The sequence below is a fragment of the Nocardia sp. CA-129566 genome, from assembly GCF_050956075.1.
GTDB lineage: Bacteria > Actinomycetota > Actinomycetes > Mycobacteriales > Mycobacteriaceae > Nocardia.
The window spans coordinates 32,960-47,886 of record NZ_CP192085.1 but is presented as its reverse complement, the minus strand read 5'-3'; the positions used below and the strand labels follow the sequence as shown (position 1 = coordinate 47,886).

Here is a 14,927-nt window from a genome sequence, read left to right as displayed (position 1 = left end):
GCGGCCAGCGTTACCGTCAACTCTACACAATCGTTATCCCGATGCAACCCTCCCCGCCGAGGTCAAGCGTATAAAGCAGCACCCCAGCAAACCCATGTGGGCACATGGTTTTTCATACATCCAGCAAACTTATGGCAGTGATCCGGATCACCCATACCGGGCCTCGCGTAGAGCGTTCGGGACGACATACCAGATCACGATAAGGAAACCTACGGTTAGCGACAAACATTCTTCGAACGATTAGCTGGATAGCAAACATAGACCACCCAATGTTCAGTGAACACGGCCGCGACCTGCTGATTCTTTGGTCGATAATTGAGTTAGCTGACCATTGGATGAACTAAAAGCGACTTCAGGTTTGTTTACCGGGTAATTAACGTGATCAACACCTGGTCGCAACGCTTCAAGATGGACTTACATCCGGTCAAGATCATGATTAACCAGCTGCGGTGATGTGGTTGCTCGACCACCGGATCGAGCCGCGGTCAGCACCTCGACCGCAACCAAATTGGGTTCTGTGATGTCCGCCACCCTAGCCGTCGTACCTTGCCGAATCGGACGAAAACGACGTTGCGGCAGGCGATCACCCACGCATGCAGCGGCCCCGCATTTCCCATGCGGGGCCGCCTCGCGCACCGAACTCAGGCTTCGGCCAAGCCGATCCGGTGGTGCACCAATCGCAATGGCTTCGGCGCGTACCAGGCCGCCCGGCCGAGCAGTCGCATCGCCACCGGGACCAGCACGCCGCGCACCAGCGTCGCATCGATCAGAATCGCCAAACCCGCACCGAGCCCGAAGAATTGGATGAACCGGACATCGCTGCTGGTGAAGGCGAGGAAGCTGATCGAAATCAGCGCCGCGGCGGTGGTCACCAGGCGTCCGGTCCGGGCCAGCCCCTCGATGACCGCTTCCTTTGTGGACGCCCCGCGATCGTGCAATTCCTTGATCCGGCTGATCACGAAGACCTCGTAGTCCATCGACAGGCCGAAGGTGATGCAGAACAACAGCAGCAGCATCGAGACATCCAGCGGCGCCGGGGTGAAACCGATCACTCCGGACAGGTGGCCCTGCTGGAAGATGAACACCATCAGCCCGAGCGTGGCGGCCAGGCTCAGCACATTCGACAGCAGCGCACGCAGCGGCTGCACGACGCTGCCGGTGAACAGGAACAACAGCGCGAAGGTGGTCACCACGATCCACCCGATCGCGATCGGCAGTTTCGCGCCGATCGAGGCCAGGCTGTCGCGCAGTTCGGCAACCTGACCGCCGACCAAGGCGCTCGCACCGCCCGGGCCGGGCACTGCGCGCACCCGATCGACCAGATCCCGGGCGGCCGAGGAGTTGCGGTCCAGATCGGTGAGCACCGTCAGCCGCTGCGCATCCGGGCGGGCGAATCGGGCATCGGCGGGTGTGCTGACCGCCAGCTCACCGCGCACGAAAGTGCCTGCGCTCGAATCGACCTGGGTGACGTGCTCGACCCGCGACAGTCCGCGCGCGTAGTCGGCGAGCGGGCCAGCGGCGACGCCGGTCTCGGTGATGACCGACAGCGCGTTGACATCGCCGCCGCCGAAGTCCGCACGCATCGCGTCACCGACCTGACGCACCTCGGTGCTCGTCGGCAGTACCCGGTCGTCGGGCGTGCCGAACTGCACATTCAGCAGCGGTGCGGCCGCGAGCAGCAGCACCGCCACCACCGGCACACCGGCCAGCAGCGGCCTGCGCATCGCGAATCCCGCGACGCCGGCCCAGAACGGGGTGGCGTCACCGCGGATCCCGCGGACACCGGGCACCCGCCACGCGTCGGTCCGCACACCGAGCACGGTGAGCAGTGCGGGCAATACCACCACCGCCGCCGTGGCCGCGATGGCGACAACACCGATGCCGCCGTAGGCGAACGAGCGCAGGAAGTACTGCGGGAAGATCACCAGCGCCGACAGCGCGGCGACGACCGTGGCCGCGCTGAAGACGATGGTCCGTCCGGCCGTGGATACCGCCGAGATCACCGCATCAGCCGGTTCGGCCCCGGCCGCACGGCGCTCGCGGAATCGGCTCACCATCAGCAGCCCGTAGTCCACCGCGAGCCCGAGCCCGAGCCCGGTGGTCAGATTCACCGCATAGATCGACACATCGGTGATGGAACCGAGAATCGAGAGTTCGGTGAAGGTGCCGAGAATGGCGATTCCGCCCACGACCTGGGTGAGCAACGCCGCGACCACATTGCCGAAGGCCAGCACCAGCAGCCCCAGAATCAATGGCACCGCAACGGCTTCCGCGAGGCCGAGATCCTTGCCGATCTGGTGGGTGATCGAGTGGAAGATCGCGGTGCCGCCGCCGACCTTGATCTGCGCGATGGGACCATCAGCGCGGTAGGCGTCGACGATCGCGGCGGCGGACTTCTCCTTATCGGTGGCGCTCTTATCGGCATTGCCCGCCAGCACCACGGCGGCGGTGCCATCCGATGAGCGCATGGCCGGGGATCCGGTATCCCAGTACGAGACGACATTGATGAGCCGCTGATCGGCCGCGAGCCGCCCGGCCAGCTCACGGCCAACGGTGACGACCGCATCGCCGTCGACCGTCCCCTGCTTCGCCTGGACCAGGAAAACGTAGTCGGTGTCGGCACCGAACTTATCGGTCAATCGCGTTACCGCGGCACTGGACTGGGAATTGGGATCCTCCTGGCCACCGGGCTGCATCTTGCTGAAGGCGGTCGCGCCGACCACACCGCCCGCGACGAGGGCGAGCGCGCCGACGACCAGAATCCAGCGCGCGTGGTCGACGACGAATCTGCCGAGTCTTTCGAACATATCGAGTCTCCGATCGTGCATGTTGGCATGCGTAAACTTTATGGGTGTTAACTTGCCACGAGATGTGTACACATGTCAACATCGATGCGATGACAGATTCGGAAGTAGCGACGAAGCGCTCCGCCCGTACCGGCCCTTACCACCACGGCGACCTGCGCAATGCCCTCGTGCTCGCCGCCGCCGAACTCGCGGAAACCGGCGGACCCGAGGCGGTGACCGTGCGCGCCGCCGCCCGCCACGTCGGCGTCACCCCGACCGCGGCCTATCGACACTTCACCAATCACGAGGAATTGCTCAATGCGGCGCAGGAACAGGCTCAGCGGACCCTGTTCGGCGCAATGGCCGAGACGATGGCCGGTCTCGGGCCGCAAGCGCATCCGATCACCCGACTGGGAGCGGTCGGTCGGGGCTACATCACCTTCGCATTGCGCGAGCCGGGCCTGTTCCGCACCGCCTTCTGCGCCGACCAGCAGAGACCGTCGCCGGCCTTCGAACTGCTCGCCAGCGTCCTCGACGAACTCGTCGCCGTCGGATTCCTCGATTCCGCCGACCGGCCGGACGCCGAATACGCCGCCTGGTCATCGGTGCACGGCATGGCCTCCCTCATTATCGATGGCGTACTCGACGACCTCGACGACGCGGGCAAGGACCAGGCGATACAGCGCATGCTCGCGGTCATCGAGCGGGGTTTGGCCACCGGCCCGAAGGCCGGTGACCGGCGTGTCAGCTGATGCGCAGGATTCCCGTGACCGTGCCCTGCAGAATCTTGCGGTCGTGGGTGATCAACGGTGAGGTCTGCAGCGGGTCGTCGACGATCGTGCCGGCCAGCGGCCGGTTCGACAGCACCGCGCCGGTATCCGGATTCACGACGGTGAAGGCGTAGCCGTCGAGCGGGGTGGTGATGTGGAGACCGACGCGCGTCACGGTGTAGAGCAAGCCGTCGGCGGTGGACAGATGTGGGACGGCCGCGCTGCGAACGGTGTTGTCCCACACCGTGGTGCAGCCGCTGTCGTCGACATCGACCCTGGTCATCCCCCCGACGAACGGTGCAGAGGCCGGAACGGCCGGACCCGCGCCCTCGGGGACGGCCGGGTACGGATAGCCGTAGGTGCTCGCGACGAACACGGAGCGCCCGATACCGACAGGCGAATTCTCGCTGCCCGCGCCGCCCCGGGTGAGCACCGGTTGCGAGCACACCAATTGCCCACTGCCGGAACGGAAGACCAAGGCGTGGACCTGTCCGTCGGCATTGTCGACGATGGTCAGATAGTCCGCGCCGGAATTCGGCCCGAAGTAGGTCGGCGTGGAGCCGGTGCCCCAGCTGAGCTGTCCCGGTTTGCGCGCCGACCCGCGATCGTAGGCGGCCCGCCACAGGATCTCCGGCCCTCCGGCCGCATCCGCATGCAGCTCGTAGAGCGCGTGCGTGGTGGCGACCGCGACCCGGCCACTCGGCGCCGATGAAATGCTGTTGGCCACCGACTCACCCGCGGGCAGTGCGATGGTGGCCGCCGCGCCCGCGGGCGTCACCAGCCCGACGACACTCTTGCCGGTGGCGAACCAGACATTGCCGGACCAGTCCGGCACCAATCCGGTCACGTTGTCGCCCTCCGGAATCACCGAGCCGAGATCGGTGGACGAGGCGATCGACAACCGCCACTTGCCCGCCGCGTCGCGCGCGTGGCCGACGCGCAGCAGGGTGCGGTTGCCGTCCACGATGACCAGGCGGTCGGCATTGTCGAGGTAGGCGTAGACGCCGCCGAGCAGGCTGCCCTTGGCGATCTCCAGCGAGGCCAGTGGCGTGCCGACCGGACCGCCGAAGGACGGATCGAGCAGATGGATGGTCGGGGTCTGGCCGATGACGGGTGTGCACAGTGCGACAACCAGGTTGTCCGAACCCTGCAGCAGCGTCGGACATGCCGATGCCAATGGGTATCCGGCCACCGAAATCCCGCCCGTACCGGGCCCGGCCAAGGGCGTCGCATCCGAGGATCCGGCATCACCGTGCATGGTCGCGGTCCCGAGTGGGCCGAGATACGGATTGGGCGGCGCCAGCGGACCCCAGGATCCCGCCGCGTCGGCCGTGCCTGTCGGCGCGAGTGCCAGAACTGCGGCGGCGAGAAGCCCCAAAAACGAGTTACCCAGGTTCATCAATCAGCGGTCCATTCGGTCTGTCTTGCCATGTCCGATGCGCCGATGCCGGTCGATACGATGACCGGCATGAGTATTCGGGACCGGGTCCTGTCCACGATCGCGGGTCAACTCGGCAACCCACACGGGACGCTCGGCAAGGGCTTCGCCTTTATTCTCAATCGCGGTAACCATCGCGCCATCGCGGGTGCGGTCGCGGCGGCCGGAGTCGCCTCCGGTGCGACGGTCGCCGATATCGGATTCGGCGGCGGCGCAGGTCTTTCCATGTTGCTCGAGCGCGTCGGCGCCAATGGCACGGTGCACGGTTGCGAGATATCCCCGGACATGCTGGCCCGGGCGCGGACCAAGTTCGCGAGCGAAATCGATTCGGGCCGAATGCGACTCGCGGACGGACCGATGACCGCACTGCCGCTGGCCGATAACGCACTCGATGCCGCCATCACCGTCAACACCATCTACTTCGTGCCGGACCTGGATGCCGCCTGTCAGGAACTCGTGCGCGTCATCGGTCCCGGCGGCTGCCTCGTCGTCGGCATCGGCGATCCGGACGCGATGGCGAAAATGCCGTTCACCGCATACGGTTTCACGCTGCGGCCGGTGGCCGAGGTGATCGCCGCACTGGAACGCGCTGGCTGCACCGTCGACCATCAGCGGCTGGCCCATCCGCCGATTCCGCATCACCTGCTCGTCGCTCGACCCGCCTGACCACCGCACGGCCCGACTACATCAGAGCGCCGCCGTCGATGCGGATCTCGGTACCGGTCATGTACCGGCCGTCATCGGAGGCGACCATCGCGACCACACCCGCGATATCTTCCGGATTGCCCAGCGCACCGCCGTTGAGCCAGCCGGTCAACCGGGAGAACAACGTCGGATCGAAGCCCTCCGGCTGATCGAGAATCGATTTGGTGGTGATCCCACTGGTGATGCCCGCCGGCACGATATTCACCGCGCGCAGGCCCTGCTTGGCGTATTCCAGCGCGATGGCGTGGGTGAAGGCGTTGACCCCGCCCTTCGAGGCCGCATAGGCCGCAAGATAGGGGGCGGCGCTCAGGGCCGCGGTCGAGGACAGGTTCACCACGACGCCGTGTCCGGACTCCAACAGCGCGGGCAGCGCACTCTGGGTCATCAGGAAGGTGCCGGTGAGGTTGACCGTGATCACCTGGTTCCACGCTTCGAGCGGCATATCCTCGGTGCGCGCCGGACGCAGGATGCCCGCCGCGTTGACCAGCACATCCAGGCCGCCGAGGAATTCGACCGCCTCGCCCGTGGCGGCGCGCACCGATTCGATATCGGCGATATTCACCTCGACGGTCCGCAGCCGATCGGCCGCGTCACCCGCCTTCGCCGCGGTGGTCTCCAGCCCCGCCGCATCGATATCGGCGGCGACCAATGTCGCCCCCTCGTCGAGTAGCCGCAGGGCGATGCCCTGCCCGATGCCCGATCCCGCTCCGGTGACCAATACCCGGCGACCCTCATATCTGCGCATGCCAAAAATTAGAACAGGTTCTCGTTGGGAGTCAACAGGTTCGCCGAGTCATCGGGACGGCCACCCCATGGTGACGCCGCTCGAGCCGCGATCAGGACGTGGCGTTTTCCCTGACCGTCTCGAGGTATTCGGCGATGGCGTCGCGGTTGCGGGACAGGCAGCGGATGCGCTCGGACATGCGATCACGCTCGCGTTCCAGGGTGGCCAGCATTTCCGGAGTCGCGTCCGGGAAGTAGATGGTGCGGGGCTTGTCCAGGCAGGGCAGGATCTGTTTGATGATGCGGGTCGGCAGGCCGGCGTCGAGCAGGCCGCGGATCTGCAGCACCCGGTCGACGAATCGGTCGTCATAGGTGCGATAGCCGTTGGCGCAGCGGTCGGCGACGATCAGGCCCTGTTCCTCGTAGTAACGCAGCAGCCGCCGCGAGGTGCCGGTGCGCTTCGACAGCTCTCCGATTCGCATGGGTTCCACCTCGCAGTTGACCTTCACATGTATGTGAGGGTTCCAGCATAGGCGGCATGGACAGCGCACTCTTCGACTACAGCCCGATCGTCGACCGCACACCCATCCACTGGCCAGGCGCTGCCCGCGTCGCGTTCTACGTGGGGCTCAATATCGAGCATTATCAGGTCGACCGGCCCTCGACCAGCATCTTCCCCGGCACCTCGGCCCTCGCTCCGGATCCGCTGAACTACGGCTGGCGTGACTACGGTCCCCGGGTGGGCGTCTGGCGGGTGATACAGGCGCTGGACAAGTACGGCATCCGCGCCAGCGCCCTGCTCAACTCCGATGTCGCCCAACACAATCCGCAGATCATCGCGGCCGGGCGGGAACGGAACTGGACCTGGTTGGCGCACGGTAAGAACAACTCGATCTTCCAAGCCGATATGCCGATCGATGACGAGCGCGCCTACCTGACCGAGATCGTCGAAACCATCGAACGCGCGACCGGGCGCCGCCCCCGTGGCTGGATGGGCCCCGCACTTACCGAAACCTTCAACACGCCGGCGCTGCTCGCCGAACTCGGCCTCGACTACGTGCTGGACTGGACCAATGACGACCAGCCGTATCGGCTCAATGTTCCCGGCGTGCTGAGCGTTCCGTACTCGGTCGAACTCAATGACAACAGCCTGTTCCTCGGAACCGGTTTGCGCGGCCCGGATTTCGTCCAGATCGTCAAGGACCAACTGGAGCGGCTCTACGAGGAGTCCGCCGACAGCGGCCGCGTCATGGCCTTGGCCCTGCATCCCTTCGTCATCGGCCAGGCCTTCCGCATCAAATATCTGGAGCAGGCACTGGACTATGTAGCGAACCATCCGGGTGTATGGCTCACCACCAGTGATGAGATAGCCGAGCACTACGCAACGAACTCGACATCCTGACCCATCACCGAATCCCGCTGCCGCTACACCGATGAAACAGAAATCGAAACGGCCTGCGCGGCATCGGCACCCGTATCTTCGTCCACGTGATGTTCCGCCGCTGGCGGCAACGCGCCAGCGGCGGTATCGAGTTCGGAGTGAAGGACCGCCAGCCGAAGCATCTACACCGGCTCGCCGTTTCGCGGCTGAAAACTGGTGTGCACCAGTGCCGCGGTCAGGAACGCCGCGCCTGCCAACCCGGTCGGCGTCAGCCGTTCACCGAGTATCACCGCGGCCAATACCGTGCCGGTCAGCGGCTCGAGCAGGGCCAATACCGCGGCCGTGCCCGCACCGGCCTGGGAAAGCCCGCGCAAGTACAGGGTGTATGCCAACGCGGTGGGTAACCCGAGCGCAGCGATCAGGGCAATGCTGCGCGGAGTCGGAGCGAATGTGATCCCGATATTGCCGCGGCCGGTATCAGCAGCAGCGCACCGCCGGTGATGCCGAAACCCGTTGTGGTCATTACGTCGAGCCCGGGCACCGGTCGGGCACTGATCACCGTGATCGTCGCGAAGGCACAGGCGGATATCAATGCCATTGCCGCACCGGCGAATATCCCGCCCGCATCCGCGTGGTCCGGCGGCACGCCGACCAGCAGTATCAACCCGAACAGTGCGATCACGATGGTCGCGGCACGCCGACGATCCAGGACGCGCCTGCCGGTCACCTGTTCCAGCAGTGCGACGACCACCGGTGACATCCCGATGGTGATCAGGGTCGCCAGACTCACCGACGATGCCGCGACGGCACCGAAGAAACTCGCCTGGACGGTCGCGGCAAGCACCGCGATCACACCGATCCTTCGCCACGCCGCGATGTCTCGCGGCCAGGGCCGTCGGGTCACGGTGAGTACCGCGATCAGCAAGAGCCCGCCGACGGTGAGCCGACAGGTGGCGACGGCGACCGGCGAAAGGCCGGTCGCGCGATGAAGGAGGCTGCCGAGCAGCCCGCCGGTGCCCGCTAAGAGCCCGGCGCCGACAAGGCAGGCGAGCCCAGAGCGACCGGCAGTAGAGACAGATGTGGACATGAAGAGTTCGCGCTCCTGCGACAGAAGGGATTGAGGTCGCGGAAGCGAGGTGCACAACCAATGCCCGAGCGGCGCACTCACTTACGAGGCGGTACGCGCGGTCCTACACCCCGCTCAGGCGGCGGCCGGCGGGGTGATCGGTACGCATCGGTACATAGGCCGAATATTAAGGAGCGCGGAATGCGGCTGTCATCCGGTTTTCCGGGCGGCGGTGCGCACCGTCTCCGCACGGAGGCGAATCAGCGGGCCGCGGCGGGTGCGCGGTGTAGTTCCTTGCGGTCGTAGTAGCGGGTGACGATCGCGCCCAGCGACAGTCCGATGGCGAGTCCGAGCAGGGTCATCCAGCTCGCCCGGCTGAGTCCGGCGGCGCCGTCGGCATTGAAATACAGGATGGCGCGGATGCCGAGGTACACCTGGTGCATCGGTTCGAAATCGGCGAGCCGGGCAACGGATTTCGGCAGCGCTTCGACCGGAATGGTGCCTCCGGAGGAAGGCAGGCCGAGCACGATGAACAGGATGAGGTTGATCAGCATGCCAGCGGTGCCGAGCGCGGACACGATGGATAGTGCGGTCACGCCGACGGCGATGATCGCGAAGGTGCTGTAGAGGAACAGGATCAGCGGCCGGTCGATGGGCATCCCCAGCCAACGCGCGATGCCCATGAAGATGGCCGCGACCACCGGCGCGGTGCCGGTGATGATGCCCCACTTCAGCAGGAGAGTGTGCAGCCGGGAAATCGGTGTCGGTGGATAGTGCACGTACCAGGGGCCGAATTCGGTGGGCGCGAAGCCGAGCGAGGAATCGACCATGCCATTGATCACCATGGCGCCGGTGAACCCGGCCAGCAGCACCATCATGGTGTAGAAGAAAGCGGTGAGCCCGCCGCCGGTGCCCGCGGGCAGCGGATGGAACGGCGTGACGACCACATCGATCGGTTTGGCCAACATCAACCGGCTCAGGCCGACCAGTTCGGGTGCCTGCCCGCCCCCGGAGGATTGCAGTTGGGTCCGCACGGTGTCGGTCAGCTGTTTGCCGACCGTTTGATTGGCTCGAGCCAGTGCGCTCCCGGCGACGGTCTGCACGACCTGCGGTGAGAACGACCCGGTCCGTGGATTGGTGTACACGGTGATGATCGGCTGGCTGACGTCTCCGGGGACCACGCTGGCGGTCGCGAAGATCCCCAGCCGCTTGGTGAAATCGCTCGGAATCACGATCGCCCCGTACACATTCCCCGAATTCAATTCGTGCTGAGCCTCGTTGATACCGAGTACCCGCAGGTCGATCTTGTCGGTGGGAATCTGCTGTACGAGTGCGTCGCTGATCTGTTTGCCCACATTGGTCGGCTGCCCGCCGAGCACATCCCCGGAGTCCTGATCGACCAGGGCGATCGGGAAGCCGTGCAGATGCTTCGACGGGTCGACCACATAGGCCAGGTACATGGTGGCCAGCAGGGTCATGAGCAGCGAAACCACCACGGCGGGCACAAGCCACACCCGTACATGCGAACGCCGACCGGTCGTGTGATCGCCCTCTTCCGGGTTCGTCATGACAGCACCGTAATTGCTGGGCCATGACCGATGGGGGTGATTGCTCGAGTGTCGGACCGTCTCGGGGGCGTCCGGGCTCAGCGGCGCAGTGCCGTCTCGCGCCACATGTGCGACAACTTCTGAGGGTTACGCACGGCATAGAGTCCGGTGATGACGCCGTCGTCGATCCGCACGGCGATAACGGTGTCGATCTCGCCGTCCATCCGGACGATCAGCGCCGGATAGCCATTGACCTGTGCCCCCTGCAGCGATGCGGCAGCGGCGATGCGGCCGAGCACTTGGACCACGCTGTCGGCCCCTACGACCGGGGACAGCGCGGCCTGTTTGACTCCGCCGCCATCTCCCAGGAGAACGACATCGGGCGCGAGGATATCGAACAGGGTTTGCAGATCGCCGGTTTCGATCGCCCATTGGAATGCCTCGAGGGCGTTTCGGGTTTGGGCCGGGGATACGGGTCCGCGTGGGCGCCGGGCGGCGACGTGGGTGCGTGCGCGGTGGGCGATCTGGCGGACCGCGGCGGGGGTTTTGTCGACGGCTTCGGCGATTTCGTCGTAGGCGATGTCGAAGACCTCGCGGAGTACGAATACCGCGCGCTCGGTGGGGGTGAGTGTTTCCAGTACGAGCAGCATGGCCATGGAGACGCTGTCGGCCAGTTCGATGTCCTCGGCGACATCGGGCGCGGTGAGCAGCGGTGCGGGCAACCACGGGCCGATGTAGGACTCTCGGCGGCGGCCGAGGGTGCGCAGCCGGATCAGTGCTTGGCGGGTGGTGATCCGGACCAGGTAGGCCCGTTGGTCTCGCACCGTGGCGAGGTCGACGTTCACCCAGCGCAGCCAGGTCTCCTGCAGGGCGTCCTCGGCGTCGGCGGCCGAGCCGAGCATCTCGTAGGCGACGGTGAACAGCAGGTTGCGGTGGGCGAGGAAGGCCTCGGTGGCGGGGTCCGGGCGGTCGTCGCGCGACGTATCGGCCATGGGGGTCCTCTTCACTCTCGACTGTGTCCCCACCAGACACCGGTCGCCACCGTTCTGTGACGCCGAGATGTTGTGCCGCACGTCACATTTTCGCCGCGTCACAGGGCTCGGGGCGTCGGCATCTTGTGTGCGTTCAGTCATCCGAAGCAGGAGGCCACCCATCATGGAAGCCCGTATCAATCTGTCCGCAAACGAGATCGGCGCCAAGTTTTTCAAGCGGTTCGGTAATGCCAGCCTGGTAATCCTCCAGTCGACGCTGCCCAAGACCACCCAGGATCTGATGATGCTGCGCGTCAGTCAGATCAACGGCTGCGGATGGTGCAGCGACGTGCACAGCAAGGACCTCGCACACGCCGGGGAATCCGCGGTGCGCATCAACCTGGTCGCGGCCTGGCACGAGTCCAGCGTGTTCACCGAGGCCGAGCGGGCGGCGCTCGCGCTGGCCGAGGAGGGCACCCGCCTCGCCGACGCCCATCGCGGCGTCTCCGACGAGACCTGGGCCGACGTGCGCAAGCACTACGACGACGATCAGATCGCCGCAATGGTCGCACTGATCGCCCAGATCAATGCGGCCAACCGGCTCGGCGTGATCGTGCGCCAGCAGGGCGGCTCCTACGAGCCCGGCATGTTCGCCGACACCTCGAACTGATCGGCACGCGAAGCTCGGCCCGGATCATTCGATCCGGGCCGAGCTCGCAGGTCACATCGGTTCGTTGTCCTGGCTGCGGCAACTGTGACCGGACCGGCAGCCGGTCGGCCTGGCTCAGAGCTCCGCTAACTGCGGTTCGTGATCGAAATCGATGCGATTGCGGGTCGGATCCGCCGGGTCGTAGAGCACGCGGACGCGCCCGCGCGAGCGCACGAGTTCACTCGGATCCGCGCGCAACATATCGCTGTCCGCGTGCATGGTGCGCCGCGATATCGGGTCGACCCAGGTGGCCCGCAGAACGAAAACCAACGGCCGGTGGCTGTGGCAGTCATGGTGGGTCACCCGCACCCGGGTGTGTTCGGCCGGGACCCAGATTTCCCGACCGCGCTGATCGAGCCATTCCCGCAGTTTCATCTTTCGTCGCCCGCAGACGTACCCGGCGGTGCCAGCGGCGACGACCAGGACGCCGAATCCACCCGCGAACAGCGGTCCGCCGTAGGTCGAGTGCAGATCCGCCACCTCCGCGTGGGCGGGATCCTTCGGGTTGTAGGCGACGGGCACCCGCTCACCGGTCGAGTAGGTGTGCAGCACGCTGTATGCCGAGGTGCTGGTCGTATACCGCGTTCCGTCGACGGCGAATTCGACCACCCGGCCATCGCCCGAACTAGCCAACATCACGGTTCCGTCGGTACGCGCGGTGCCCTCGAGCGTCCACATGCTCAGCACACCCCACACCACGGCCGCCAACGCGATGGCGATCCCGATCGCGCCGGCAATGAGCGCACCTCGCGTCGCATGAAACGTCATGGGGGTGGTGGTTCCAAGATCTGTCATGTCTTCGAGTCCGATCGCCGTCGTTCACCTAGACGGTTATCGACTCAGACCCGCCCGGCGTAGCACGGCGGCGAATCCGCCGCCCGATCGTGCCTGATCCGCGCCGTGCTCATCGGGCGGCCAATAGCGCCAAAACCACTGCCGGAGAAGAGGAACCACTTGTGTAAGGCGACCGTAAAGCCATCCCCCAGGGATCATGCGGTCAACGCACGCCCACAGACGTCAACAAGTCCCGTCGACGAAAAAACCGCAGGCCAGAGGAAAACCCTCTGACCTGCGGCCCTACCATCTCTGTGGGCGAAGGGGGACTTGAACCCCCACGTCCCGAAGGACACTGGCACCTGAAGCCAGCGCGTCTGCCATTCCGCCACTCGCCCGAGCGACTGGGAGACAGTATCACGCGGGTCGGCGCGACACGAAATCGCCTGTTGGCGGCCCTGCGGCGCTGGCTCGACAGCCGCGGGAACCCGCCGGACTTTCCAGGAGTTACAGGTGTGGACGATCGTGGATATCATGCAATGAACGTGGTCGATACGCGACACGCCATATACGTGTGTCGTTGTTATGAATCAGTACAGACGCTCACCGAAGGGAGGCCGAGATGGGCATCGTTTCGCGATTCGAGCGTCGCCTGCAAGGCGCCGTCGGTGACGTGTTCGCCAGGGCTTTCGGGGGCAGCGTCGTACCCCAGGAGGTGGAGGCGGCACTCAAGCAGGAAGCCGCCGACAACATCCAGGATCTGGGCGGCGGACATCTGTTGGCGCCCAACAGCTATGTGATCACCATAAACAGCTCTGATCACCAACAACTCGACGCCGACCACGACCTCACTACCCGCGCATTCGCCAAACACCTACAGGACTACATCCGCGAACAAGGCTGGCAGACCTACGGCGAAGTACACGTGGCATTCGAGGCATCACCTACGCTGCACACCGGACAGTTCAGGGCCAGCGGTCGGGTCGATCCCGACATCGGCCGCAGAGCCACCCCGGCTCGCAGCCCCGAACCCCTGCCACAACGACCTGCAAACCCGCAACCAGGAGCTGGCCCCATGACGCAGAACTCAGGCTACGACCCAAGCCGTGAGCCCGCGGAGTCCGATCCACGCAACCGCGGGTACGCACCGCCGCCGACGGGGCGGCCCGGGCCGCCGAACGGTGCGTACCGCGATGACTACGGCCGGGGCGGCGCGCCCTATGGCGGTGGCTCCGACTACCAAGCACCGGACTCGCAGCAGGGTTACGGCGACTACCAGAACGGCTACGACTACCAGCAGGGTGGCCAGGGCTACGGTCAGCAGGGCTACCAGGAGCCGGGCTACGGCGGCGGCCAGCAGGGCTACGGCGAGCGCGGCGGCTACGGCCAGCAGCAGGGTGGCTACGCCGATCAGGACTACGGCCAGCAGGGCTACCAGGAGCCGGGCTACGGCCAGCAGGGCTACGGCGAACAAGGCTATGGGCAGCAGGGCTACGGCCAGTCCGGCTACGGCGAGCAGGGCTATGCCGACCAGGGTGGTTACGGTCAGCAGCCGGGCTACGGACAGCAGGGCTACGCGCAGTCCGGCTACGGCGAGCAGGGCTACGCGGAACCGGGTTACAGCGAGCCGGGCTACGGCGCGCAGGACGAGCAGGGCGGCTACGGCCAGGCCTATTCGCAACAGCCCGGCTACGGCGGGCAGGGCGGCGGCTATGCGGCCCCCGCGTATGGCGGTGGCGCACAAGCCGGTTCGGGCTACTCCGCGACGCTGCAGCTCGACGACGGCAGCGGCCGCACCTACCAGCTCCGCGAGGGCAGCAACATCATCGGCCGCGGTCAGGACGCGCACTTCCGACTGCCGGATACCGGAGTTTCGCGCCGCCACATCGAGGTTCGCTGGGACGGACAGACCGCGATGCTCTCCGATCTCGGTTCGACCAACGGCACCCTCGTCAACGGCTCACCCGTTCAGGACTGGCAGCTCGCCGACGGTGACGTGATCCGCGCCGGGCATTCCGAGATCCTGATCCGTATCGTCTGATCCCGTAAGCTCGCGG

Annotated in this window: 14 protein-coding genes and 1 tRNA gene; 5 read left to right on the top strand and 10 right to left on the bottom strand. The window is 65.9% G+C overall.

All coding sequences use genetic code 11. From position 1 onward, the window contains the following. Nucleotides 1–641: 641 nt before the first annotated feature. Nucleotides 642–2,807: an MMPL family transporter gene (locus ACQP0C_RS00225; RefSeq protein WP_433729396.1), complete on the bottom strand. Its 2,166-nt coding sequence runs from the start codon at nt 2,805–2,807 to the stop codon at nt 642–644. Nucleotides 2,808–2,896: 89 nt separating this feature from the next. On the opposite strand from ACQP0C_RS00225, the gene ACQP0C_RS00220 reads away from it, so the two are divergent. Continuing rightward, nucleotides 2,897–3,538 (top strand): TetR/AcrR family transcriptional regulator, encoded by a 642-nt coding sequence (locus ACQP0C_RS00220; RefSeq protein ID WP_433729394.1) that lies wholly within the window; start codon nt 2,897–2,899, stop codon nt 3,536–3,538. Here ACQP0C_RS00220 and ACQP0C_RS00215 read toward each other — a convergent pair. Continuing rightward, complete coding sequence (locus ACQP0C_RS00215) at nt 3,531–4,955, bottom strand: hypothetical protein (RefSeq protein ID WP_433729392.1); 1,425 nt, start codon at nt 4,953–4,955, stop codon at nt 3,531–3,533. The two genes, ACQP0C_RS00220 and ACQP0C_RS00215, sit on opposite strands and share 8 nt — an antisense overlap. Before the next feature lie 69 nt (nt 4,956–5,024). Between ACQP0C_RS00215 and ACQP0C_RS00210 the strand changes: the two genes are divergently transcribed. Further along, entirely contained in the window at nt 5,025–5,660 is a 636-nt protein-coding gene (locus ACQP0C_RS00210; protein ID WP_433729390.1) for a class I SAM-dependent methyltransferase, read from the top strand. A 16-nt stretch (nt 5,661–5,676) separates the two neighbouring features. Here the strand turns inward: ACQP0C_RS00210 and ACQP0C_RS00205 are convergent, their stop codons facing one another. Beyond that, entirely contained in the window at nt 5,677–6,444 is a 768-nt protein-coding gene (locus tag ACQP0C_RS00205) for an SDR family NAD(P)-dependent oxidoreductase (protein ID WP_433729388.1), read from the bottom strand. 91 nt (nt 6,445–6,535) lie between these two features. Continuing rightward, a complete protein-coding gene (locus ACQP0C_RS00200) occupies nt 6,536–6,904 on the bottom strand; it encodes a MerR family transcriptional regulator (RefSeq protein ID WP_433729386.1) in 369 nt (122 codons plus the stop codon). A 56-nt stretch (nt 6,905–6,960) separates the two neighbouring features. On the opposite strand from ACQP0C_RS00200, the gene ACQP0C_RS00195 reads away from it, so the two are divergent. Beyond that, nucleotides 6,961–7,824, top strand: coding sequence for a polysaccharide deacetylase family protein (locus ACQP0C_RS00195; RefSeq protein WP_433729384.1), 864 nt, complete (start codon nt 6,961–6,963; stop codon nt 7,822–7,824). A 161-nt stretch (nt 7,825–7,985) separates the two neighbouring features. Here the strand turns inward: ACQP0C_RS00195 and ACQP0C_RS00190 are convergent, their stop codons facing one another. The 4 genes from ACQP0C_RS00190 to ACQP0C_RS00175 all read right to left on the bottom strand — a co-directional run bounded on the left by ACQP0C_RS00190 (nt 7,986) and on the right by ACQP0C_RS00175 (nt 11,408). After that, a complete protein-coding gene (locus tag ACQP0C_RS00190; protein ID WP_433729382.1) occupies nt 7,986–8,195 on the bottom strand; it encodes an EamA family transporter in 210 nt (69 codons plus the stop codon). Between the two features lie 26 nt (nt 8,196–8,221). Further along, on the bottom strand, nt 8,222–8,890 hold the full coding sequence (locus ACQP0C_RS00185) for an EamA family transporter (protein ID WP_433729380.1): 669 nt from the start codon (nt 8,888–8,890) through the stop codon (nt 8,222–8,224). Nucleotides 8,891–9,129: 239 nt separating this feature from the next. Beyond that, entirely contained in the window at nt 9,130–10,437 is a 1,308-nt protein-coding gene (locus ACQP0C_RS00180) for a YhgE/Pip domain-containing protein (protein ID WP_433729378.1), read from the bottom strand. 77 nt (nt 10,438–10,514) lie between these two features. Beyond that, the gene (locus ACQP0C_RS00175) at nt 10,515–11,408 is read right to left on the bottom strand and encodes an RNA polymerase sigma-70 factor (RefSeq protein ID WP_433729376.1); all 894 of its coding nucleotides are present in this window, start codon (nt 11,406–11,408) and stop codon (nt 10,515–10,517) included. A 163-nt stretch (nt 11,409–11,571) separates the two neighbouring features. Between ACQP0C_RS00175 and ACQP0C_RS00170 the strand changes: the two genes are divergently transcribed. After that, nucleotides 11,572–12,057, top strand: coding sequence for a carboxymuconolactone decarboxylase family protein (locus tag ACQP0C_RS00170; protein ID WP_433729374.1), 486 nt, complete (start codon nt 11,572–11,574; stop codon nt 12,055–12,057). A 114-nt stretch (nt 12,058–12,171) separates the two neighbouring features. On the opposite strand, the gene ACQP0C_RS00165 is transcribed toward ACQP0C_RS00170, so the two are convergent. After that, nucleotides 12,172–12,891: a DUF3592 domain-containing protein gene (locus ACQP0C_RS00165; RefSeq protein WP_433729372.1), complete on the bottom strand. Its 720-nt coding sequence runs from the start codon at nt 12,889–12,891 to the stop codon at nt 12,172–12,174. 294 nt (nt 12,892–13,185) lie between these two features. After that, nucleotides 13,186–13,268 (bottom strand) — tRNA-Leu (locus ACQP0C_RS00160). A 224-nt stretch (nt 13,269–13,492) separates the two neighbouring features. Here ACQP0C_RS00160 and ACQP0C_RS00155 point away from each other — a divergent pair. Next, the gene (locus tag ACQP0C_RS00155; RefSeq protein WP_433729370.1) at nt 13,493–14,911 is read left to right on the top strand and encodes a DUF3662 and FHA domain-containing protein; all 1,419 of its coding nucleotides are present in this window, start codon (nt 13,493–13,495) and stop codon (nt 14,909–14,911) included. Nucleotides 14,912–14,927: the final 16 nt, after the last annotated feature.